General features: G+C 40.1%; 19 protein-coding genes and 1 tRNA gene. 11 read left to right on the top strand and 9 right to left on the bottom strand.

The genetic code is table 11. The features are described from left to right. Window positions 1-52 precede the first annotated feature (52 nt). Window positions 53-3,559 (bottom strand): bifunctional proline dehydrogenase/L-glutamate gamma-semialdehyde dehydrogenase, encoded by a 3,507-nt coding sequence (locus K348_RS0113755; protein WP_029905683.1) that lies wholly within the window; start codon window positions 3,557-3,559, stop codon window positions 53-55. A 273-nt stretch (window positions 3,560-3,832) separates the two neighbouring features. Between K348_RS0113755 and K348_RS19065 the strand changes: the two genes are divergently transcribed. The 7 genes from K348_RS19065 to K348_RS0113725 all read left to right on the top strand — a co-directional run bounded on the left by K348_RS19065 (window position 3,833) and on the right by K348_RS0113725 (window position 7,401). Further along, window positions 3,833-3,955: a 4Fe-4S binding protein gene (locus K348_RS19065; RefSeq protein ID WP_081852578.1), complete on the top strand. Its 123-nt coding sequence runs from the start codon at window positions 3,833-3,835 to the stop codon at window positions 3,953-3,955. 16 nt (window positions 3,956-3,971) lie between these two features. Continuing rightward, the gene (locus K348_RS0113750; RefSeq protein ID WP_051697890.1) at window positions 3,972-4,355 is read left to right on the top strand and encodes an alkaline shock response membrane anchor protein AmaP; all 384 of its coding nucleotides are present in this window, start codon (window positions 3,972-3,974) and stop codon (window positions 4,353-4,355) included. Window positions 4,356-4,358: 3 nt separating this feature from the next. Continuing rightward, window positions 4,359-4,928 carry an RNA polymerase sigma factor gene (locus tag K348_RS0113745; RefSeq protein ID WP_029905679.1) on the top strand — a complete coding sequence of 190 codons (570 nt, stop codon included), beginning with the start codon at window positions 4,359-4,361 and terminating at the stop codon, window positions 4,926-4,928. A gap of 195 nt (window positions 4,929-5,123) precedes the next feature. Beyond that, entirely contained in the window at window positions 5,124-5,633 is a 510-nt protein-coding gene (locus K348_RS0113740) for an RNA polymerase sigma factor (RefSeq protein WP_029905677.1), read from the top strand. After that, complete coding sequence (locus tag K348_RS0113735; protein WP_197027669.1) at window positions 5,630-6,058, top strand: hypothetical protein; 429 nt, start codon at window positions 5,630-5,632, stop codon at window positions 6,056-6,058. The genes K348_RS0113740 and K348_RS0113735 overlap by 4 nt, the downstream gene beginning before the upstream one ends. Window positions 6,059-6,068: 10 nt before the next feature. Further along, entirely contained in the window at window positions 6,069-6,551 is a 483-nt protein-coding gene (locus tag K348_RS0113730) for a hypothetical protein (RefSeq protein ID WP_029905672.1), read from the top strand. A 13-nt stretch (window positions 6,552-6,564) separates the two neighbouring features. Continuing rightward, on the top strand, window positions 6,565-7,401 hold the full coding sequence (locus tag K348_RS0113725) for a hypothetical protein (RefSeq protein ID WP_029905670.1): 837 nt from the start codon (window positions 6,565-6,567) through the stop codon (window positions 7,399-7,401). 93 nt (window positions 7,402-7,494) lie between these two features. Here the strand turns inward: K348_RS0113725 and K348_RS0113720 are convergent, their stop codons facing one another. The 5 genes from K348_RS0113720 to K348_RS0113700 all read right to left on the bottom strand — a co-directional run bounded on the left by K348_RS0113720 (window position 7,495) and on the right by K348_RS0113700 (window position 13,263). Next, window positions 7,495-8,826 carry a TolC family protein gene (locus K348_RS0113720; protein WP_029905668.1) on the bottom strand — a complete coding sequence of 444 codons (1,332 nt, stop codon included), beginning with the start codon at window positions 8,824-8,826 and terminating at the stop codon, window positions 7,495-7,497. Window positions 8,827-8,847: 21 nt separating this feature from the next. Then, entirely contained in the window at window positions 8,848-9,960 is a 1,113-nt protein-coding gene (locus tag K348_RS0113715; RefSeq protein WP_029905666.1) for an efflux RND transporter periplasmic adaptor subunit, read from the bottom strand. 69 nt (window positions 9,961-10,029) lie between these two features. Beyond that, complete coding sequence (locus K348_RS0113710; protein ID WP_029905664.1) at window positions 10,030-11,286, bottom strand: ABC transporter permease; 1,257 nt, start codon at window positions 11,284-11,286, stop codon at window positions 10,030-10,032. Between the two features lie 14 nt (window positions 11,287-11,300). Continuing rightward, window positions 11,301-12,554: an ABC transporter permease gene (locus K348_RS0113705; RefSeq protein WP_029905663.1), complete on the bottom strand. Its 1,254-nt coding sequence runs from the start codon at window positions 12,552-12,554 to the stop codon at window positions 11,301-11,303. Between the two features lie 13 nt (window positions 12,555-12,567). Beyond that, complete coding sequence (locus K348_RS0113700; protein ID WP_029905654.1) at window positions 12,568-13,263, bottom strand: ABC transporter ATP-binding protein; 696 nt, start codon at window positions 13,261-13,263, stop codon at window positions 12,568-12,570. A gap of 416 nt (window positions 13,264-13,679) precedes the next feature. Between K348_RS0113700 and K348_RS18845 the strand changes: the two genes are divergently transcribed. Further along, complete coding sequence (locus K348_RS18845) at window positions 13,680-15,617, top strand: PCMD domain-containing protein (RefSeq protein WP_081852577.1); 1,938 nt, start codon at window positions 13,680-13,682, stop codon at window positions 15,615-15,617. A 71-nt stretch (window positions 15,618-15,688) separates the two neighbouring features. Here K348_RS18845 and K348_RS0113690 read toward each other — a convergent pair whose 3' ends face one another. Genes K348_RS0113690 through K348_RS0113680 form a run of 3 tightly spaced genes read right to left on the bottom strand, consistent with a single transcriptional unit; the run spans window position 15,689 to window position 20,233 of the window. Further along, window positions 15,689-16,882: a pyridoxal phosphate-dependent aminotransferase gene (locus tag K348_RS0113690; protein ID WP_029905650.1), complete on the bottom strand. Its 1,194-nt coding sequence runs from the start codon at window positions 16,880-16,882 to the stop codon at window positions 15,689-15,691. A gap of 34 nt (window positions 16,883-16,916) precedes the next feature. Continuing rightward, window positions 16,917-18,134: a bifunctional 3,4-dihydroxy-2-butanone-4-phosphate synthase/GTP cyclohydrolase II gene (locus K348_RS0113685; protein ID WP_029905648.1), complete on the bottom strand. Its 1,218-nt coding sequence runs from the start codon at window positions 18,132-18,134 to the stop codon at window positions 16,917-16,919. A gap of 35 nt (window positions 18,135-18,169) precedes the next feature. Continuing rightward, the gene (locus K348_RS0113680) at window positions 18,170-20,233 is read right to left on the bottom strand and encodes an LptF/LptG family permease (RefSeq protein WP_051697886.1); all 2,064 of its coding nucleotides are present in this window, start codon (window positions 20,231-20,233) and stop codon (window positions 18,170-18,172) included. Between the two features lie 216 nt (window positions 20,234-20,449). Here K348_RS0113680 and K348_RS0113675 point away from each other — a divergent pair. The 3 genes from K348_RS0113675 (at window position 20,450) to istA (ending at window position 22,771) form a co-directional block, all read left to right on the top strand. Continuing rightward, window positions 20,450-20,523 (top strand) — tRNA-Met (locus K348_RS0113675). Between the two features lie 187 nt (window positions 20,524-20,710). Beyond that, window positions 20,711-21,031, top strand: coding sequence for a hypothetical protein (locus K348_RS0113670; RefSeq protein ID WP_029905644.1), 321 nt, complete (start codon window positions 20,711-20,713; stop codon window positions 21,029-21,031). A 216-nt stretch (window positions 21,032-21,247) separates the two neighbouring features. After that, window positions 21,248-22,771: an IS21 family transposase gene (gene istA, locus K348_RS0113665; protein ID WP_036930072.1), complete on the top strand. Its 1,524-nt coding sequence runs from the start codon at window positions 21,248-21,250 to the stop codon at window positions 22,769-22,771. Window positions 22,772-22,780 lie beyond the last annotated feature (9 nt).

The following is a 22,780-nucleotide window of genomic DNA, read 5'->3' as shown; positions in this document are numbered from 1 at the left end:
TTACAAGCCGTAAAAAACTCGTAACTCGCAACCTGTAACTCGTAACTATCAATTATTTATCATCGCCGAAAATACTGCCATAACGATGATACTCGTAGGCAATACTTTGCTCTTTCAGATAATGCAGTAATTCAAGACGGCCTTCTACCAACGGCTTGTTATTGGCAATGTGCTTACCCAGTTTAGCCGCTTTCAGGTAGATGACATCCGATAAATCGGAGGTACAGGTACGGATACGTTCATACCGATCCATTTCTTCTACAAACTCATTTTCGTCCTGTACCTTCACTTGGATGCCCATTAGGGTTGAAGCAGCTTTATCTATTACCTGCAATTTCTTATCTGCACCCGATATACTTACCGTAACAGGAGTTTTAGCCATAGTCGATGCTGTAAGTATCAGCAGAACATCGCATAGATTGTCTGTTTCCTGAATACGTAGTCCGACACTCTTCAACGGCAGGTAACGGAATGTATTTTCTTCGCCGTAGATATGGTTAACATCCCTCTCCTGAGAAAATTCAGTGCCCCATGCATTCGTATAGCTTTCCTGCGCAAAATTCAGTCGGGCTTTATCTTTTTCATCGGTCAGCAGTTCGGATAAAGGAGATTTAGCGGAAACAGCCGGAACTTCTTTCTCCGTAAATTCTACAAAGCAGGATACATAATTAGGCCCTCCGGCTTTTATACCGCCGCCGAATGCCGAACGCTTCATCCCGCCGAATGGCTGACGGTTTACAATAGCACCCGTAATACCACGGTTGATGTAAAGATTTCCGGCTTCTATACTGTTTTTCCACAATAATTGTTCGTCCTCGTCCAGACTTTGCAGTCCGGCAGTCAATCCGTATTCGGATGAATTGGCATATTCGATTCCCTGCTCTAAGTCATCGATACAAACAACGGACAATAGCGGTGCAAACAGTTCATTTTGGAATGTAAAGCTAGTCGGTTTCACACCCCATTTTACAGTCGGTTTCAATATATATTTCTTCTCATCGAGGAATTCCGGAGCCACAAGCCACGATTCGCCTTCTTCGAGATGCTCGATTGCATGCAGCAGTTTATCGTTATCATTGGTAATCATCGGGCCTACCATATTCATTGTATCCCAAACGCTACCTGTGCGCATGCTTATTACAGCATCTTTCAGTTTCGATTTGAAGTTCTCATCGTTATATGTTTTTTTATCAACCAATAGCAGCGAACATGCTGAACATTTCTGCCCTGCATTACTGAATGCAGAAGATACAACATTCAATATAGCATGGTCTTGGTCACCATGTCCTGTAAGGATAATTGCATTCTTACCTCCCGTTTCGGCCGAAAGTGGTGTACGCGGGCTATTCTCCAACAGACGGAATGCCGTATCCGTTCCTCCTGTCAATATCACATGTTTAACAGACGGATGAGCAGTCAGGTAATTCAACGACGAACGGTCGGCGCTGCAAACTACCTGCAACGTATCTTTCGGCACACCTGCATCCCAGAAGCATTGAGCGAATTCCCAGGCAATAGGCAGGGCGACAGTCGCAGGTTTTAGTATAACCGTATTGCCTCCTGCCAACGCAGAAGCGACTCCACCTACAGGAATTGCCAGCGGGAAGTTCCATGGCGGAATAACAAGAATAATACCTTTTGGTGTATTCGTAACGGTTTTCAGTTCATCGAAATGCTTCATAGTAATCGGATAGAATCGGCAGAAGTCGATAGCTTCCGATACTTCCACATCTCCCTCCGTAAAGGTCTTTCCTGTGATGGCAGACATACAGCCGATCAGGTCACCACGCTTAGCGCTCAGGTTATCTGCTACCTTATGCAGTATTTCGTTGCGCTTGTTGACATCCGTCTTTCTCCACCCGGATTTATCTTCTTCGGCTATGGCGATAATTTCCTTTATCTGTTCCAATGATGAGAGATTGGCTTCACAGAAACATACCTGATCGTTGCGGCTACGGTCGTAATACTTCTTCTTATTTTCGGTCAATACTTCCTTATCGCCGATTTGTACAGGCACCACAAAGTTTTTATCATTTACCAATGTACCCCATTTGCGTAATGCTTCCAAAGCCCACTCCCTATTTTCGTGCAGGTCGAGGTCGGTATCGGGTTCGTTATGGAACACATTTATATCTTTTACAGGAATCGGTTTTTCCTTTCTATTTTGCGTGCGGAAAGTCTTCGGCTGCACACTGTCTTTCAATTTATATGCCTCAAGGAATTGATTGGCAAGGAAGTTCCATTGCGGGCTATCCAGTTTCAGATTGAACGAATAACTGAGGAAGTTATCTTTTCCGGTATTTTCATCCAAGCGACGCACAAGATACGATACTGCATTCAGAAAATGCTCTTTTTTTACCACAGGAGTATACAAAATTATCTGTTTGCCGAAATTCCTCATTACACGCGGCAGGTTATTTGCCATACCTTCGAGCATTTCGAATGTAACATACTCCGAAGTGCCGTTCCTTTCACCTAACAAGTAAGCATATGCAATGCTAAAGAAATTATGTGATGCTACACCCACATGCATTGCCTTCGCATTCTCAGGCTGTAATGCTATATCGAGGATATGCATATAATTGGCGTCCACATCTACTTTTGTGGGTAATACCGGATTCGTCCATCCGCGAAGAGAGGAGATAATGCTTTCCATTTGCAGGTTCGCACCTTTTACCAGACGCATTTTCAATGGAGCGCCGCCTTCTGCATAGCGTTTCTTGGCGAATTTGAGCAGCCGCTCTTGGAATAGACCTGCGTCAGGTAGGTAAGCCTGCACGACGATACCGGCTGTATAGTTTTTAAATTGAGGCATACTCAATACTTCTTCAAATACATCGAGCGTAAGTTCGGTATCTTTGTATTCCTCCATATCCAGATTCACGAACTTAGGTTTTGTCACTCCGTCCAAATCGGTATATGGATTGTCGATTGCCTGCTGATAGATAGTAGCTACCAACTTGCACAACTCTTTCTTATTCTGCTCGTAGCTTAACGGATGGATTTGTGCATAGATACCCGATAATTTGATGGATATATAATTGATATCCGGCTCTTTCAGTGCTTCCAGATAATGCTCGTAGCGATGCCGGGCTTCCCCGTCGCCGAGGACAACCTCACCCAAAAGGTTTACATTTTGCCCTATCTTGCCTTTCCACCTTCCTGCTAAGTGTCCCGTAAGTGCAGGACGTTCTTCCGAGATAATTATCTTATCCGTTTCTTTGCGCAACCTGTCTTTGAAGAGAGGTATGGATATACCGTCGAACAAATAGCCTATACTGGTAAACAGCCTCAACTGAAAGCGGTCGAACGAACTGAAAAAGTCAGGTACACCATACTCTTCGATAAGAAGCTTCATGCGCCTTGCCAGTTTCTTATTATCGCGAATCTGCGACGATTCGTCCAGCATTTTCGACAATAAGGTCTTATTCGCCGGAGTCTGTATCAGCGAAGCAAACTTCTTTTGTTCTTTCACCTCTTCGGGTGTTAACTCTTTTTCCGCTTTGTCAAGGAATTGTTTTGCCCATTCGAGCACTTCGGTAGACGTGATTTTTTCCATAAGGTATGAACAAAGTTAACGTGATTTATTTTTCGTGTTCTAAGTTATAGTAAAAGAGTGAGATTTATGTTAATCTAAAACAAAAAAGATAGCAGAAAAATTTAAAAAAATAGCATTATAATATCAAGAACATGAAAACCTCACTTTTAATATCATTTTTCCAAAAAATAAAAAAATCAAATCTTTTAAAATATTATTCAGGCTCATTCGTCATAAGCTATAGAGATATATCTTCAATAGTAAAATAAATGAGAAAACTAAAAGAAACATGAAATGTTTAAGAGAAAAAGGCATGAAGTCATATCTTTACGAATATTTGGACGCAAATGCAGCAACTGCGGTAAATGTAACTCTGTCTGCCCTTCAAATGCAATAGAATTAATAACAAAAGAATAATATACAGATGTGCAAAATGAATAAAAAGAAAAAGTTTTTAGGAGCATTCCTCTTCCTACTGGTATTTGCCGGTGCCATAGCAATAGTAATGTTACTCTGGAATGCCTTGATTCCATCGATCATAGGCTGGTCGGCCATAAATTACTGGCAGGCTGCCGGATTAATGATACTCTGCCGTCTTTTACTGGGTGGATTCGGACGATTCGGAAAAGGCCATTTTTGGAACAGATGCGGACAGCATGACCATAAGGCTTTTCATGAAATGAAGAGTAGAATGGAGGGGATGTCGCGCGACGAAAAGCGGGAATATATCCGCGAGCGCATGAGATGCGGGCATCCTTTCAGTGACGGATTCTTCGGGGATGGTTGTAAACCTCAGCCTGAAGATAATCAGGAATAACAAATGACAGATAATATTGCGAATGAGCACAATGTTTCCGATATATTCACGAAATATCGTGCTCAACTGAAAAACTACATCGCTAAACGCGTAATATCCAAAGAGGACGGGGAAGACATCCTGCAAAATGTCTTCTACCAACTCTCCAAAATAGACTTGATAGAAAAACCTATCGAGCAGATTTCGGCATGGCTATATTCTGTTGCCAATAACCAGATCATAGACCGCAGCCGTAAGCATAAAGAAGAAGAAATGAAAACAGTGACCAACGAAAAGGGCGAAGAGATGTTCCTTGCCGAAATCACAGGACTGTTGCTGGATGAAAGCTCTTCTCCCGAGAAAGAATACTTACGTTCGCTGGTATGGGATGAACTGGAAGTTGCTCTGGCGGAACTACCCGAAGAGCAACGGCAGGTTTTTGAACTCACTGAACTCGAAGGTTTTTCTTTTAAAGAAATATCCGAAGCTACAGGAGTAACCGTAAACACTCTAATCTCACGCAAGCGCTATGCCGTATTACATCTGCGCGATAGGCTAAAAGGCCTGTACAATGACCTTATCGGAGACGATTAGTCATTTACAGGCTCTTTACTATCTATTATAACACGAAAAATGCCCATACTTCACAATAATATTCCTTTTTGAGAAAAAAGATTATCCTTTCTTAAATCTATATTATCTTTACCTTAACAATGCTATGAGCTCACGTCTCTAAAAAAATTAGATAACTGATGTTACAATTTTCCGTCTACTCCGTTACCTTATAAAATGGAGTTAGAAAAATTCAAATCTACAGTAATACCCTTGCGCGAAAAGCTGCAGGTTTTTGCAAAAGGTATGCTAAGGAACGAGGTCGATGCAGAAGATGCCGTTCAGGAAGCTTTTTTAAGGCTTTGGAATGTACGCAACCAGCTCGATGCTCATCCTAATATAGGAGGATTTGCCATGCAGACAGTGAAAAATATATGTATAGACCGGTTGAGGAGCGAGAAACATACTATCGCCATAGACAGTATGCCTGCAGCTGAAAACTCCGAAACTCCCTATACATATACCGAACAGCAGGACAGCGTAGCCATCATACGAAGAATTATCGACTCTTTACCTGAAACCCAACGAAGAATTATGCTTATGAGGGATGTAGAAGCGTACGAACTCAGCGAAATAGCAGAAATAACGGGTGCCGAAGAAAGTACTATAAGGGTAAATCTTTCGCGGGCACGGAAAACAGTAAGGGAACGATTTATCAGTATCAACCAAACTATGCATCGAATATGATGAATGAAATAGATAACATATTAGAAAAATACTTCGAAGGACTGACTTCTCTTGAAGAAGAAAAGACGCTCCGGCAGTATTTCCGCCAACCGGAAATAGAAGAACGGCATAAAATGTATGCGCCTATGTTCAACTTTTTTTCGGAAGAAAGGAAAGAAATCAGCATAGAAAAGAAAAAAAGGAAGATTCCGCTTTATGCATGGGTAAGTATTGCTGCCAGCATACTCTTACTGATTACGGTAAAATCTATTTTCTTCGATATGAATGAAGAAGTTTCCAAATCGCTGTTGTATATAGACGGCAAAAAGATTACAAACACGGAGGCAATTAACTCTGAAGCTCTTATATCTATCGAAAACGTATCGCAGTTAGACGAGGACGTTATAGATTCGCAAATAAGCATACTCGATTCATTTACAGAATAAACAGCTGATTATGAAACAAAAAATATTTATATTATCCATAGTCGTACAATTTATTTCACTGTGTGCTTTTTCGCAAAACAGCGCTCTGAAAACAGAAGAAATGTTCGACAAATACGGAAAGCGTGAAGGTTCGGTATTACTACAGTTATCGTCGGATGTGCTATCACAAGGCAGTAATATCACCTTTTACAAAAGCCTGATACTGGACGAAAATACGCAGAACAGACAGGATATCCTGAATGCTTTGAAGTCTGATACACAAGGTAAAATAACAATATCGGAGGTAAAAAAAGACGGATTGATTGAATCGGCTTCTTACTACATAGGAAGGAATAAAACCAGCAACAGTGAGTTTATCCTGTACAAAAACAAAGGCAAGAAAATCACCCTTGTTTATCTGAAAGGCAATTTTCCGTCGGGGCATCTCGAAGTCGAGTTGAAAAAACTGAAAGACCTTTTCATCTATGTGAACAATAAACGTATTAAACTATAAACACCCATATATTATGAAACAACTCTTTACTATAGCAGCACTACTCCTGTTTACTATCTGTGTAAAAGCGGATGATATAAAGCATGTTCAGGATACAATCATCAAAACCGTTGTAACCGAAACAGTGACCGACACCATTACAGGTAACATTATAACTACCCGCACCGAAACCGAAAAAATTATCCCCACGGTAACCGAGCCCGAAAGCAAAGTGATGTACGACGGTTCATCCTATAATTTCATTTTCTCATGGAAAAAGAAAAAGAATCTCAGTCCACACTGGACAGGAATCGGCATGGGGTTCATGAATTACAGCGATATTCCTCATGGACGCTTGAAAATGAGTACTTCTCACAATTTCACGGTCAATCTGTTCGATTTCCATAAACAGATAAAAAACTCCAACTGGCTTATAGTAAGCGGCATCGGAAGCGAATGGTCACGTTATCATTTCGATGATAACTCTGCACTAACCAAAAGAGACGGGATTACCGTATTCGAACCCGCGCCGAAAGGTGTGAATTATAAAGCTACGCAATTGATTGCTTATTATGTAACTGTTCCTCTCTTGCTGGAATATCAGGTCTCGCATTTTCATGTTTCGGCTGGTGTTGTAGGGTTCTTCAAATACTATTCCAAATCGCAGGTGAAATTCAAAGATGAAGAAGGAACCCACAAGGTTAGTATGGGGCAGGATTTAAATATACGTCCAGTGGATATGAAATTCAGGTTACAGGCTGGTATACGTGGTATTAATGTCTACACCTATCTTTCACCCTTTTCTATGTTCCCGAAAGACAAAGGGCCTAAACTGAAAACATACACTATCGGCCTTATGATAGGTATTTAAACTATTCGCAAAGAAGTAAAAAAGCCCTGTGATAAATATAATCACAGGGCTTTAATCATTATAGAAGGCGCTTCACTAAACTACTATATCTTATTATTCTATATCGATTTGCTTACCTTGGTAGAAATCGAGAATTTTAGCTTTAAAAATAAATTCATATTTTGCCTGTATACGTTCCGATTTACTCTTAAGCAACTTTGTCTGTGCTTCGTTGTATTCAAAAACGGTAGATTTACCTATATCGTAACGCTCGCGGGCATACTTGAAAGATTCGTCAGATGCCTCATAGGCTTTCGTTGTCGAATTAAATTTTGCCTGTGCAGCCACAGCACTCTGGTAAGCCTGTTGAATTTCTTTATAAAGTGCAAGTTTCACATTTTCCAACGCCAAATCCATATTTTCAATCTCCAGACGGGCAGCGCGCACTTTATTTCTTGTCGCAAAACGGTTAAAGATAGGAATTCTTAAACTAAAATTCAAATATTCCGAACCAAAATCCCGTATCTGGCTGCTAAAGCTTGGATTCGATTGACCGGAAACGCTTTGGTATGAAGTTCCGTATCCTGCGTTGAAACTAAGAGTAGGCCAATAGTCCGCCTGAGCAACTTTCAGACTTCTTTTGCTGCTCAACAGTTTATATTCAGCTTCGCGTATATGCGGCTTGATACCCAAAGCCATACGGTATACATCGGCCGGAGGGAGTACACTTCCCAGATTATTAACTACCATATCATCTCCTACATTCGGCTCTTCTATATCGAATGATTCATTTGAGGGTAAATTAAGAGCCTGCGAAAGATTGAGTAAAGATAAATCCAGATTATTTTCAGCCACCGTTACGTTCAGTTCATCTTCTGCCAGCTGAGCTTTCATATCATATAACTGCGAACCCGGCACTTTGCCCGATTCCACAAGCATGCTTGTACGCTCTACCTGTAAAACACTTAACGCAGCCTGATCCTGATTAGCTTTTAATATCTCCTTTTTAAACAGGACATCCAGATAAAGCGATACCACCTCTAATTCAAGGTTTTCTTTCGCCTTTTTCAATCCTTCCACAGCAGCATATAAATTCAACTGATTAGCTTTAATCTGATTAGGAATACTAAATCCGGTAAATAAAGGCACCGAGGTAGTTACATCAAAAGATGAACGGGCCGAGTTTACCGATTCCGATATATTAGAACCGAGAGTGGAACGTCCAAAATTGAAGCTCTGTCCCAGACTTGCATTCAAATCAGGTAAACGGCTGTTTTTACTCGTACTTAAATTTATTTCTGAGTTCCTGACCTCTAACGATTGCTGTTTTAAATCTAAATTATTCCGGACGGCATAGTCGACACATTGTCTTAATGACCATCGTCCTTGTGCCTGTGTAGTTAAGGACACAAGAATTAAACTACATGTAATTAAATACTTTTTCATATGTTTTGTTTAGTGTTTAGGCTATTTCTTTGCATTTGCCACAACTTCATTGCCTCGTACTTTATCTCCTTTGTTAAGGCCTTCTTTAACTTCCACTTTTATGCCATCAGAAAGGCCAATTTTTATATGTCTTCTGTCAAATACCTGTTTATGATCGGTTGTGTCCGTCAACAGGTATACATATGAGGAATCGTTGCTAAAAGTAATAGTACTTTCCGGTATTGTCAAAATTTTCTCCACTTTATTTAGCACAATCTCTGCATTTGCACTATATCCTGCCCTTACAAGCACCGTATCAGGAATACGCGCGGCTGCTTTTATCTCGAAAAGAATGGCCCCGTTTTCTTCCACTCCTTTAGGCGCTATATATTCGAGGTCTGCGTCGAACTTCTGGCCGTCTATAGCTCCTATCGATAACTTGATTGGCATACCTGTATGAACGCGGCCTACTTCCGTTTCGTCGATCTTACCGATAAATATCATATCGTTCATATTAGCTACGGTAGCTATAGTTGTACCATCGTTGAAGGAATTCGCCTGTATAACAGAGTTACCTGCTTTGATAGGAACATCGAGTATCATTCCGGTAATGGTAGAACGTATCTGTGTATTACTATATTGCGCAGTCTTTTTAGATATACCGGTTTTTATAATATCCAGATTATCCTTCGAGTTATCCAGATCTTCTAGAGCCTTTTGGTATTCGGCTTCAGACTTATCCATTTCTTCTTTGGCTATTACATTTTTAGCATATAGGTCTTTCTGTCGCAGATACTCCAGCTCGATTTGCTTAAGGTTTATTTTTGCAACATTCACACTCGACTCGGCAGAATTCAATTGTGCTATATCCGGAACAACTTTTACGGTAGCAATAATATCTCCCTGCTTCACAAAATCGCCGGCTTCTTTTAGTACTTCGTTAATAATACCCGGTACCTGCGGTTTGATCAGGATTTCGTCACGCGGAGAAACCTTTCCTGTTGCAACAGATGTTTTTTCCACATTGCCTTCATCGACAGTAACAATTTCGTATATTACTTCTTTCGGTTGATTCTTTATAAAAAGGAATACCATCGTGCCGATAAAAAGGACGCCTATAAAGATCAACAAAACTATTTTCAGAACCTTTTTCATAATATATTAGTTTTCAATTTTTCTACTCTGTATTTTGATTAATAATAATTTCATATTTTCTGTTCAGGTTCATTCATCCCTGATCGCATCTATAGCTTTGATACTCAGAGCACGCATTGCCGGCATAAGTCCCGCAAGTACTCCGGATATAATCAGTACTACCATGGCTTTTATAGCTGTGCCGAAAGATACATATGGCGGTATAAGGAATACATCATCACCCATATTCTGACTCATAGCGACATTCAATATTTCTACAAGAACAATACCCGTAAAGAAACCTAAAAAACCGGCTAAGGCTGTCAGAACAAAACTTTCGCTCAATATTTGTTTTACTATTACAAGCGGCTTTGCCCCGAGTGCCCTCCGCACTCCGATTTCGCGCGTACGTTCCCTGACGGTTACCAGCATAATATTACTGATACCGATTATTCCCGACAGTAGCGCTCCTCCCCCAACAAACCAGATAAGGAAGTTAATCCCGATAAAAAGATTATTAAATATCTGGAATTCCTTTTCTATATTGAAGCTCCGCACTGCCTTTTCATCTGTAGGCGCTATATCGTGAGATGCCTTAAGTATATTTGTCACTTCTTCTTCTACCATTTCACCCGTGTAGCCGGATTTGGTGGTACATGCAAGAAAGTGTATTATATCCCCCTGATTAAATGCACGTTGCATTGTTGTAAATGGTAAAAACACGGTTGATTCCACATCTCCTCCGATGCTAAGCTGCGACTTCGGCCTGATAACGCCAATCACCTGAAAGTAGATTCCATTGACGCGTATATATTTACCTTCTGCAGTTTCTCCCGGCTGGAAAAGCGTTTCGTATACCTCTTTACCTATTACACAAACCTTACGGTGTCCATCAACATCCATTTGGTTGAATACACGCCCCGAAAGTATATGCTGTTGCTCTACTCCGAAATGGGCAGGATATACACCACGTGTACCATATGAACCGGACTTCTGCCCGTTGACAACGTTTTTATCCCCGCTACCGCCAAATAAAACAGGAGATATTAAATCTACCGACCTTGCTTTTTGTCTTATCAGTACCAGATCGCGGTTATTCATTTGCCAATAACGTCCTTTACGGAATCCTTTATAGGCTTCGCTCGTACGGTCTGTACCAAAGAAGCATGCATTAGATGCAAATCCGTCTACATTCTTCAATATGCCCCCTTCAAAGGCATTTCCCATACCTATAAGCAGGATAAGCATGAAAAGCCCCCATGACACCCCCATTCCCGTAAGTACGCTCCGGAACTTATTGCGGGTTATTGTCACCCATATTTCTTGCCAATTGTCTAAATCAAACATTTCTATTCTTTATATTATTCGGCTCTCATTGCTTCTATCGGGCTCACTTTGGTCGCTTTTAGCGCTGGAATCAATCCGGCTACAGTACCTGCTATAACCAGAGCCACGGTTGCGATTACAACAGTTGTAAGGTCTACAGTAGGGTCTTTGAATACAGTAGGCCCGTCCGACCCGCCGCTTGCCATTGCCGAACTTACCGCCTCCGTGACCGCTATGCCGACGACCATACCCAGATATCCGGCAACAGATGTTATCAGTATAGATTCGAAAATGATGAGTTTTAACACCGATATAGGTGTAGCCCCTATCGCCTTACGTATACCTATTTCGCGCGTACGCTCTTTTACCGTAATCAACATGATATTACCCACTCCTACAATACCTGCAAGCAGTGAAGAGACACCTATTACGATAATAAATAATGTGATAACCGAAAAGATACTTTCAGCTTCCATCATTTCCTGTGCCGTATTTCTTATATATAATGCCGATCGGTCGGTAGGGTCGAAGTTATGCAGTTTACTCATTCTTTCCCGAAGCCGTTCTATAAATTTTTCATTTTTTTCGGTTGTGTTCAGACCTTTTACTGTGAAGTCAATGGCACCGAATCCCCATCCTTTGTTATATAACATTTGGGCTGTAGTGAACGGAATATAAGCAGGAGGATTGTTGCTGAATGTATTGGAATCGTCGTAGATGCCGACTACCTGATAAGCAGTATTGTTATCGGCAATGACATATTTTCCTATAGGGTCTTCGTCTTTGAAAAGCACCTTCTTTATATCCGGACTTATAACGATTACTTTGCGGCGGTTCTCTATATCCATATAATTAAGGAAACGACCCTCTCCGCTCTTAACTTCTATATTTCTGATATAAGCAGCCTCTTCTGTAACTCCAATCAGTTGCCATGCTCCGTATTCATTTCCGTTCGCCAATGTGGTATTTTGAAATATACGTACAGATACATATTCCACTTCGGGAGTCTTATTCCTTATCAGATCATAATCTTTGTGATCAAATTTTATATTTCTGTTCGAAGGAAGCCCGTTATACGGCATAGAAGTCCATCCGGGCCAGAGTGTAACCAAGTTTTTCGCCCGGTTCGAAAAGTTGGATGTAACCCCGTTGCGCAACCCGTTTCCGGCTCCAAGGAGAATAATCAGCATAAATATCCCCCAAGCTACAGCAAGCCCTGTAAGGAAAGTCCGCAGTTTATTCTTACTGATAGTTGAAAGGATTTCGCGTAGTGAATCAAAATCGAACATAGACTGATTTTTATTACATTTCTATTACAGGATTCTCATTTATCTCTATCGAACCGATAATTCCGTCCTTAATATGGATAACACGGTCGGTAGCATTTGCTACTGCCTGTTCATGCGTAACTATAAGCATGGTTATACCATCCGTACCGTTTATTTCACGGAGGAGCTCCATAACTTCCCTTGAAGTCTTACTGTCCAGCGCCCCTGTAGGCTCATCGGCCAGTATCACCTGTGGCTGTGCGATCAAAGCACGGGCAATGGCTACACGTTGCTTTTGTCCTCCTGACAGCTCGTTAGGCAAGTGATCGGCATGGCTGGCCAGTCCCATTTTATCGAGGTATTCCATCGCCAGCTTGTTCCTCTTCTTTCGGTTCATACCCTGATAGTAAAGCGGTAAGGCGACATTTTCCAATGCATTCTTAAATGCTATCAGGTTAAAAGACTGGAAAACAAAACCGATTTTTTTATTCCTCAGTTCGGCTGCGCGTGTTTCGCTCGGTTTATTGATAAGTACATTATCGAGGTAATATTCCCCGGTGTCGTAATTATCCAATATGCCCAGAATATTCAGTAATGTAGATTTGCCCGAACCGGAGGCACCCATTATCGAAACCAGCTCACCTTTTTCTATCTCTAAATTTATACCTTTCAAAACGTGCAGTGGAGCGCCATTGTAATAGGTTTTGTTCAAATTGTTAATTCTTATCACTTTGCTTACAGTTAGATATGTAAAATATGAACATTCAAATTGTTTGTTGTGTGCAAAATCAGCCTATTGCTAAACTTTTAAATATATGTCGCAAAAAAATTAAAAAGGTTACAACATTTCTACTTTTTAACATTTTATTTGTGTGTATTATTGTATATAAAAGCTGTAAAGATACTATTAACAAAAGACATAGCTATATAAAAAGGCAATTTGATTAATTGATAATAAGATTTTTCTTCCAACCGATTTGTGAATGAATGTTAAAATATTATTAAAAGAGACTTCTCATTGACATTTTAATAAACATTTCTTAGGCTTTACGGCATTGGGTGCCTATTTTTGTGGCTAAATTTAAAAAAAATCAAAATAAACATTGCATTATTAACACATCAATCCGATAAAATTAACTAAAAGAAATGAAAAATTTATTTAAACTATTCTGTGTACTAGGGATTTCTTTAATGACGATCTCTTTTGTAGCATGTAGTGACGACGATGATCCGCAAAGCAACGAAGCGAACCTTACCGAAATGAAATTCGATGATCCGATTGTTACTGTTCAGCCCAAGATAGAAGGCAACGACATCAAATTTTATGTAGCATACAACGCTACTGCCGAAGACCTGAAAGAACTGGTTCCTACTATTACCATTTCTAATAAGGCAACTGTAAGCCCGGCTTCGGACAGTAAGGTAGACTTCTCGGGTGACCCTGTGAAATTTACGGTGACTGCTGAGGATGGGACAAAAAATGTTTATACAGCAACGGCTGTTAAAACAGCAAGTCCAGAAGCTCTTATTATAGAAATGACATTTAATGATAATCCAATTATAGTAGAACAACCTGTAATTGATGAAACAAATATTAGCTTTACTGTGGCACATAATGCTACGAATGAAGACCTAAAAGAGTTAGTGCCTACAATTACAATTTCACCTAAAGCTACTGTAAATCCGGCATCAGGAAGTAAGGTTGATTTCTCTGGAAGTGAACCTGTGAAATTTGTTGTTAAAGCAGAAAATGGAGAAGAAACAGAATATACTGTAACGCTAGTAAGACAGAAAAGTAACGAATCATTGATAACCAAAATGACTTTTGATAGTGAAATTGTGGTCGATCAACCTGTAATAGAAGATACAAATATTGAGTTTTCAGTAAAGTATACTGCTAATGAAAATGACCTTAAAGAACTTGTCCCAACGATAGAAATTTCGTCTAAGGCAACAGTTAATCCTGCTTCAGGTAGTAAAGTAGACTTCTCTGGCGATGAACCTGTAAAATTTATTGTTACTGCTGAAGATGGAGAGACAAAAACTGAGTATAGCGTAAAAGTCAATAAACTAAAAAATACAGAAGCATTAATAACTGAAATAACTTTTAGTAGCATGTTTATTGTAGGAAAATCTATAATTGAAGGAACTAATATACAGTTTATTGTATCGCCATATGCTTCTATAAGTGATTTAAAAGAATTAACTCCAAACATTAAGGTATCTGATTATGCCACTGTTGATCCAGCATCAGATAGTAAAATTGATTTCTCAAAAGGACCTGTAAAATTTACTGTCACAGCACAAGATGAAAAGAACAAAACTGAATATACTGTTTCTTATAAGATTGCAAAGAATGATTTTGAAGAATGGGTAGCAGAAAACACAGGAGGAGAAGCAAATAGATATTATAAACCATTATACGGCGATTGGAGCACTTGTAATCCGCCAATTATTTTCATGAAATTATTTGGACAGGTGAATAGATATTCTGTCACAAAAACCGATCAGGCTCATAGCGGACAAGGAGCAGCCCGTATAGAAACTTTAGGTACAAAAGGAGGAAGTAAAACGTATCCCAAAGTTGTATCAGGAACATTATTTACAGGGAAATTTATAACAGACATGAGCGAGACTCTCAATAGTACCAAATTCGGAATACCTTACACAAAGAAACCTATGGCGATAAAAGGCTATTATAAATATACTCCCGGACCAGTATTTCACCGCTGCCCTGATCCAAAAAATTATAGTGTTACTGTTATAGAAGAAAATACTACAGATAAATGTTCTATTAATGCAATCTTATATGAAATATCAGGAGATGATGACGAGTACTTAACTGGATTGAATGCCTATACATCAGACAAATTGGTTGCAAGAGCTGAACTTAAAGATGGTACGGCAAAAGCCCAATATACACCGTTCGAAATTAAGTTTGAGCCTGTTAGTGGCAAAACATACGACCCTAACAAAAAATATCGGATGGCAATCATATGCTCTTCCAGTAGTCAAGGAGATACATTCAGTGGAGCTCCAGAAAGTGTTCTCTATGTAGATGATATAGAAGTTATTTCCGAATAACATAATCCTCTCAAAATATAAAAGGCTGGCAATTAAAATTGTCAGCCTTTATTTTTATCTCCAATATCCAATCACTTCAACTTACTCAACGTCTCCTTCACCCTTCTCATTGCCTCCACAATATTCTCATCCGAAGTAGCATATGAAAAGCGGATACAATCAGGCGCTTCGAAAGCCAGTCCGCCCACACAGGCTACATGGCCTTCTTCGAGCAGGAACATAGCCAGATCGGCCGAAGTATTGATTTCTCGTCCATTATATGATTTACCGAAATAATAGTTGCACTGAGGGAAAAGATAGAATGCACCTTCCGGCTTATTCACCTTAAATCCTTCAATCTCCGATGCAAGCTTTACAATAAGATCGCGACGACGTTGAAATGCAAGGCGCATATCTTCCACACACTGTTGATCACCAAGATAGGCAGCTTCCGCAGCTTTCTGAGAGATAGACGACGGGCCCGATGAATATTGTCCCTGCAACTTTGTACAGGCTGCAGCAATCCATTTCGGAGCAGCCATCCAACCAAGACGCCAACCGGTCATCGCATAAGCTTTGGATACGCCATTGATAATCACGACACGCTCCCTGATATTTTCAAACTGGGCTATACTTTCATGTTTGCCCAGATAGTTGATATGCTCGTATATTTCGTCCGATATAATTATTATTTGCGGATATTTTGCCAGTACTGCCGCCAGACTTTCCAGTTCGGCTTTGCTATATATACTTCCCGTAGGATTTGAGGGTGAGCAGAGGATAATTGCTTTTGTTTTTGGTGTTATAGCAGCTTCTAGTTGGGCAGGCGTCATTTTGAAATTCTGCTCGATACCCGCACGAACTATTACACATTTACCTTCTGCAAGCTTCACCATTTCCACATAGCTAACCCAGCATGGAGCAGGAATGATGACCTCGTCACCGGGATTGACTATAGACAGTACGGCATTACATACATCCTGTTTTGCTCCGTTAGAACAAACAATCTGATCCGGCGAATATTTCAGTCCGTTTTCTGTTTCCAGCTTCTTGCAAATAGCCTGCCTTAATGACAAATAGCCGGGAACCGGTGAATAGAATGAAAAATTATCATCGATTGCTTTCTTCGCAGCGGCCTTTATATGATCAGGTGTAAAGAAATCCGGTTCGCCCACACTAAGATTGATAACATTCACGCCCTGTGCCTTAAGCTCGTTGCTCTTCTGAGACATGGCCAGTGTTTCTGATTCCGCAAGGCTTGCTATGCGTACTGATATTTGTGACATTCTATTATAATATTAAATTGGTTATATATTTAAATTAATCGACATTGTGCAGATTATGTCCCATACGCTCCTTCTTTGTATGCATATAGAACTCATTGTATTTGTTCGGCTCCACTTCTATCGGTACGTTCTCCACCACTGTAAGTCCGAACGATTCCAAACCTTTACGCTTTACCGGATTGTTAGTCAACAGGCGCATTTTGCATACGCCCAGTTCGCGCAGTATGGATGCTCCTATTCCATAATCACGTTCATCGGCACGGTATCCCAGGTGCAGGTTTGCATCGACTGTATCATAGCCTTCTTCCTGCAATTTATATGCTTCCATCTTAGCCATAAGTCCTATGCCGCGGCCTTCCTGATTGAGATATATTACTACACCTTTACCTTCCTTCTGTATCATCTCCATCGACTTATGCAATTGCTCTCCGCATTCGCAACGTTTCGACCCGAAGATATCTCCCGTAACACACGAAGAGTGAACGCGTACAAGTATCGGTTCGTCTTTCTCCCATGTTCCTTTTATCAGGGCTACATGATCGAGTCCGGTCGATTTTTGCCGGAACGGAATCAGGTGAAAATAACCGTATTCGGTAGGCATTTTTACCTCTACACCTTTTTCTATCAGTGATTCTCTTTCCAAGCGGTATTTTATAAGGTCGGCAACGGAAATAAGTTTCAAGTTGTATTTATCAGCCATTTCCCTTAGTTCGGGTAAACGGGCCATCTCCCCATCTTCTTTTTTGATTTCGATAAGTACACCTGCCGGATATAGCCCAGCAAGACGAGCCAAATCAACGGTAGCTTCAGTATGTCCTACACGGCTGAGAACCCCTTTATCTTTTGCTCTTAATGGGAAAATATGTCCCGGACGTCCGAAATCTTCAGGTTTAGTATCTTTACGGGTCAATGCCAAAACAGTTTGTGCCCTATCGTAAGCAGAAATCCCTGTAGTAACACCATTTTTGAGTAAATCTATAGATACCGTAAAAGGTGTTGCATGCGTAGAAGTATTGTGAGTAACCATCATAGGAAGATCGAGTTCTTCGCAACGTTCTGCGGTAAGAGGCGCACAGATAAGCCCTCTTGCATGCGTTTCCATGAAATTGATTTTTTCAGGTGTAATAGCTTCTGCTGCAATAATCAGGTCGCCTTCATTTTCGCGGTCTTCATCATCGACTACAATAACAAAGTTGCCTTTTCTTATTTCGTCGATTGCTTCTTCTACTGTGTCCAGTTTTATCTTGTCCATAATTGGAGTATATGTTGTTTATTAATTCTTATCTTTTAAATAATATCGTGTCCTTTCAATAGCGTCAGGTTCTCTTCCATCTTTTTCTTTATATACCAATAAGTCAGCGGATATGCAGCAAATGCCAATAGAGAAACTATAGTATGATATACTTTCGAACTCTTTGCTACATTTGCATAAAACATAGAATAATACACAATAGAACGTATAAAAAGAGCCAAGTATGCAATTCCAAAAGAGATTGACAAACTTGATATGTCCAGTATATAAATAATAAGTGCCAAAATATAAGCGATACCTGTAAGTATTGAACTTTTAGTGAATAACTGATAGTCTTCGGAAGCTAACTTATAGTTCTGATTACCAACAAGGTCGCTTATCTCCCCTTTTCTCTCTTTAAGTAAAATCAATGAAGCTAACTGCATATTCTTTGCATAGCCGTATTGGGCATAATTCTTATGGATATCTCTCAGATGATCATTATCCATCCCCAAAAGGTTTGCCATAGTTTCATCATCTATACCTAATTTAGATATTTCAGACATAGCAGGTATAGTATCAATAATGGCATTACGTTCATTTTCTCCAATTTTTTCAGGAGTCTTTATAAAGAATATCTTCCGGAAGAATTTACCGTAGGCTTCAGGATTGAACAAGGCCGAATCGTTCATCGCCTTATACGTAAGGAAAACGCCTAACGGGAATAAGGCAAACGAACTTAGCCACATACCCTGCCATACTTCCCATACTCCGTCACGGGCCATTTTATAACCGATATTATTGATTATATAATATACAATAAAGAGCGCCACTGATACAACGACAGGCATTCCTAAGCCCCCTTTACGTATAATTGCCCCTAAAGGAGCACCGATAAAGAAAAATATGAGGCAGGCAAAAGATAACGTGAATTTTTGATGACGTTCTACTTCATGGAACCGTATATTCTTCTGAAGTCCGGCCTTTTGTGTGGATTCCAGCATATTGTAACGGTTATTTTCCGCTTCACTGGCTGCTGACATAAGGTATTGTGACATTTGATCTTTACTGTAAGAATTAAGTAAAGAATCAAAATCAACTTTCGCTGGTAATTGTTTTGTTTTGATTTCACCTCTGACAACTCGTAGAGAATCTTCCTTTCTTTGTTTTTTCACATAAGCATCCGCATTACGATAAGAGAAGAAAGTATGTTGCCCTATAATCTTTCTGTCACGAATATTTATGCTATCGAGCCGTGAACTCATCGAATCTATGGAATGTGTGAGCTGAACGATATTTTTAGATATCTGCGTACCTTCCAGATTCGATTCGTCCATACGGTCAAATCCGGTATTAAAAGGAATGATAACTTCCTTTTCCTTAAAATTCTCACGGCTATACGGTACAAACTGATTATTTCCTCTATTACTCGATGTATTGCTCATATCCGCCTGCCGGAAGTTGGCAAACTGCTGACCATGATAGAGATTCAACAAAAGAAATGTTTTATCCTCTGATCCACGCATCAATGCAGAATCGCAGACAATAACCGCCATATTATCAAACCCTTTCGAAGTATCGTATATCATAACATCGTGCAACATTTTTGTTTCACGATCTTTTTTCTTTACATAAAGATTATAATTGGGGATATCGCTGTAAAAAGAGCCTTCGGGAATTTCCAGTTCGGGCGATTTCTGTTTAATAGAATACAGTAGTGCCCTTAGTTTTACCTGTATGCGAGGCATTGCTTCATTCTGAAAGAAGAAAGCGCCTATCGATATAAAAGCGACCAGTATTATCAAAGGTCTCATGGACTTAAGCAGCGAAACTCCGGATGCTTTAATAGCAAGTAATTCAAGGCGTTCTCCCAAATTTCCGAAGGCCATCAGAGAAGCTAAAAGCAAAGATAACGGTAAAGCCATCGGAATAAGCTGGAATGCCGCATAGACAAATAACTCGCCCAGCACTGCCATACTAAGTCCTTTTCCTACCAGGTCTTCGACATATCGCCATAAAAACTGCATCAATACAATAAACAAACATATCACAAATGTCATTGCGAAGACAGGGAGGAATGTTTGTATTACGAACGTATATAGTCGCTTAATCTTTAGCATTAATGTAGACTGTCAAATTGAGTACAAAAGTAGTAAAAAGATAAATGTTAAGGCATATAATATGGCGAAAGATGCAATTCTTAAATTTTATTAGATATTTTTCTATTGTATATGAGGATATTCCATATCGAAGTGGAAATATTTCCCATATTTTTTCATATGATGCTTGTATTATCAAAAATAATCTTCTATTTTTGCACCCGCTAACAAATAGTTGGCGGGATAGCTCAGATGGTTAGAGCGCATGATTCATAATCATGAGGTCGGGAGTTCAATTCTCCCTCCCGCTACAAGCAGAAAATCAAGCGATTACGTAATAAAGTAGTCGCTTTTTTGTGTTTTTTAGCCATAAAAACACATGAAAACACACCTATTCTAAGACGTTTGTAAGCCATTTGTGACGGTCTGTTTAGAAATTGTTTAGACTTTCTAAACGCCCTGATTAAACTAATTCAATAACGTTTTAAAAGGTAAATTATGGCAACATTTAAACCAACAGTTCAAAAAATCAGAGCAGACAAAACTTATCTTGTTTACATCAGAGTAACTAATTCACTCCGTCAGGTAGGATATATTAAAACTGATAAATATATATTTCAGGATAAAGTAAAGAACGGGGAGATAAAAGATGAAGATATTCTGGGCTATTGCTGGGAGAAAATCAGAGAGTTCAATAAAAAGCTGAATAAGCAGGATGAAACCGACAAATGGAATGTGAAGGATATTATAGATTTTGTGTCAGCAGATAAGAATGGTATATCTTTTACAGATTATTGTGATAAGTGGAAAAAACGGTAAAAACGACCCCTTAAAAACGGCGGAAAATGGCCATTAAAAAACGGTCGAAACTGACCCCTTGAAAACGGATGAAAGTGATCCCCTAAAAACGTTTCAAACTGACCCCGGCAAGGGTAATTGTTAAAAAGTTGTTCAAAGATGGTATTAAAAGTGTAAGATTTTGTTAGCTTGACCGGCGACCAAAATCAGAAGATTATGCCGAACATACCAATTAAGATGAACAAACTTAGAACCATTATCCGTTTGTATGAGGAGCAAACGGGTTTAAAGACCATCGCAGCGATGGCTCGCACCTCACGTAATACAGTAAAAAAATACGTTCAAAAGTGGAACTCTTTGAAAATGACCTACGAAGAGTTTCATGGCAAAAGTGATGCCGAGCTTCACGACCTGTTTTGTGTACCGGCTTGTATGCTTCAACCTAATCCCCGCCTGGAAGAATTGGAAGGTTTAATGCCCGATATCTGCAAAGAACTTGGACGTAAAGGAGCCACTACCCTCCAGCAATGGGATAAATATCGACAGAACCATCCTGATGGCTATGGACTTACTCAGTTCCGATTGGCTATCCAGCGTTACCGGATGATTACCAACCCTTCGATGCGGATGGAGCATAAAGCCGGGGATAAAATGTTTATCGACTATACAGGAGATAAATTATGGATATATCCTCATGGGGAATCTCCCCGTCAGGTAGAAGTCTTCGTAGCTATATTGGGCTGCAGCCTGTTAACTTATGTAGAAGCGGTTTCCAGCCAGACAAAGGAAGATTTTATATCAGCCTGTGAAAACGCTTTTTATTATTACGGTGGGGTCCCTCAGGCAATGGTTCCCGACAACCTGAAAGCAGCCGTGACAAAAGCCGGACGTTACGAATCGGTACTCAATGAAGAGTTTGAGCGTTTTGCCGAGCATTATGCCGTAACCGTTCTACCAGCCCGTGTGCGTAAACCTAAAGATAAATCAGTAGTAGAGAATGCTGTAAAATTAACATACAAAGATATCTTTACCCGGATAGAACATCTGCGTTGTCCGGACTTAAAGTCATTGAATGCGGCTATACGGTCAGCCCTTGAGATACATAACTACCAGCTTTTAAGTCGTCGTAATTACTCCCGCAGGAGTTATTTTGAGGAGATTGAGCGCGATGTATTGGGTCCGCTAAATCCGATACGTTATCAGATAAAAAAGCACATTATGGCAACAGTAGGTAAAGACGGCTATGTCCGTCTGCGTGAAGATATCCACTATTATAGCGTCCCTTATATCTATATCGGTAAAAAGCTGAAGATATCCTATACGACAAGTGATGTGGAGATATTTGACGGCTATACCTGTGTGGCTTGCCATACCCGTAACCGCCTTGAGTTTAAACATACAACCAATCCTGAACATTTGTCTCCAAAGCATAAGGCTATCCTGGAATGGTCACCTGAGACCTTTATTAAACAGGCTGCCGAGATAAATGAAGATGTCGAGTTTTACATCCGTAAGGTATTGGAGAAGAAGCGCTATGTTGACCAGGCTAATAAAAGCTGTTCGGGCATCCTGTCTTTAGCCCGTAAGGTAGGTCCTCTCAGGCTGGCTGCCGCATGCCGTCTTGCCGACAGCTATGGCAGGTATAGTTTCCTTGAGATACAGGATATACTTAAAACCCAGTCTGAACTTATTGAGGTTCCCGAAGAAACGGCAGACATCCCGGAGCATGAAAATATCAGGGGGAAAGACTATTATAAATAACCTTTAATA

The organism is Prevotella sp. 10(H) (assembly GCF_000711235.1).
In the GTDB taxonomy this organism is placed as follows: Bacteria; Bacteroidota; Bacteroidia; order Bacteroidales; family Dysgonomonadaceae; genus Dysgonomonas.
Note: the sequence above shows the minus strand (reverse complement) of the source record. Positions and strands in the feature narration are given on the sequence as shown.

Coding starts and splice junctions, on each gene's coding strand:
- K348_RS18845 (WP_081852577.1), top strand. CDS start 13,680: ATGAAAAATTTATTTAAACTATTCTGTGTACTAGGGATTTCTTTAATG.
- K348_RS0113745 (WP_029905679.1), top strand. CDS start 4,359: ATGACAGATAATATTGCGAATGAGCACAATGTTTCCGATATATTCACG.
- istA (WP_036930072.1), top strand. CDS start 21,248: ATGAACAAACTTAGAACCATTATCCGTTTGTATGAGGAGCAAACGGGT.
- K348_RS0113715 (WP_029905666.1), bottom strand. CDS start 9,960: ATGAAAAAGGTTCTGAAAATAGTTTTGTTGATCTTTATAGGCGTCCTT.
- K348_RS0113680 (WP_051697886.1), bottom strand. CDS start 20,233: ATGCTAAAGATTAAGCGACTATATACGTTCGTAATACAAACATTCCTC.
- K348_RS0113735 (WP_197027669.1), top strand. CDS start 5,630: ATGATGAATGAAATAGATAACATATTAGAAAAATACTTCGAAGGACTG.
- K348_RS0113670 (WP_029905644.1), top strand. CDS start 20,711: ATGGCAACATTTAAACCAACAGTTCAAAAAATCAGAGCAGACAAAACT.
- K348_RS0113720 (WP_029905668.1), bottom strand. CDS start 8,826: ATGAAAAAGTATTTAATTACATGTAGTTTAATTCTTGTGTCCTTAACT.
- K348_RS0113725 (WP_029905670.1), top strand. CDS start 6,565: ATGAAACAACTCTTTACTATAGCAGCACTACTCCTGTTTACTATCTGT.
- K348_RS0113730 (WP_029905672.1), top strand. CDS start 6,069: ATGAAACAAAAAATATTTATATTATCCATAGTCGTACAATTTATTTCA.
- K348_RS0113705 (WP_029905663.1), bottom strand. CDS start 12,554: ATGTTCGATTTTGATTCACTACGCGAAATCCTTTCAACTATCAGTAAG.
- K348_RS0113755 (WP_029905683.1), bottom strand. CDS start 3,559: ATGGAAAAAATCACGTCTACCGAAGTGCTCGAATGGGCAAAACAATTC.
- K348_RS0113710 (WP_029905664.1), bottom strand. CDS start 11,286: ATGTTTGATTTAGACAATTGGCAAGAAATATGGGTGACAATAACCCGC.
- K348_RS0113685 (WP_029905648.1), bottom strand. CDS start 18,134: ATGGACAAGATAAAACTGGACACAGTAGAAGAAGCAATCGACGAAATA.
- K348_RS0113690 (WP_029905650.1), bottom strand. CDS start 16,882: ATGTCACAAATATCAGTACGCATAGCAAGCCTTGCGGAATCAGAAACA.
- K348_RS0113750 (WP_051697890.1), top strand. CDS start 3,972: ATGAATAAAAAGAAAAAGTTTTTAGGAGCATTCCTCTTCCTACTGGTA.
- K348_RS19065 (WP_081852578.1), top strand. CDS start 3,833: ATGTTTAAGAGAAAAAGGCATGAAGTCATATCTTTACGAATATTTGGA.
- K348_RS0113740 (WP_029905677.1), top strand. CDS start 5,124: ATGGAGTTAGAAAAATTCAAATCTACAGTAATACCCTTGCGCGAAAAG.